We start from the raw sequence: 359 nt of genomic DNA on the forward strand, positions 1-359 counted from the left end.
GTTTGGTTCTGCGCCGCGAAGGGGTGGACATGATCTACGGCGGCACACACTGCACCGTCTTGGAACGCGACACTTTCTTCTCTTACCGCCGCGACGGACAAACCGGCCGCATGGCCAGCCTGATTTGGTTGGCGGAATAATGCGCGGTAAACCGTGTATCCGATATTTGACTGAAAAAAGCCGTTGTTAAGCGTATCGGTTCCAATATCGTTAAGGTCGTCTGAAAATATCGGTTTCCTCAATTTCAGGAACGGTTTTCAGACGACCTTTGTTCGTTGTATCCTTTAGATACAGTGGATTAACTTTATAGTGGATTAAAATAAAAATGAGACAAGGTGGCAACGCCCGCCGTGTACGGG

Annotated in this window: 1 protein-coding gene; it reads left to right on the forward strand. The window is 48.7% G+C overall.

All coding sequences use genetic code 11. The features are described 5' to 3' along the window. The coding region (locus ACTHS3_RS17315) for a laccase domain-containing protein (RefSeq protein WP_440368677.1) at positions 1 to 140 on the forward strand (140 nt) is incomplete at its 5' end. Positions 141 to 359: the final 219 nt, after the last annotated feature.

The sequence above is a fragment of the Neisseria sp. P0009.S007 genome (assembly GCF_051962515.1).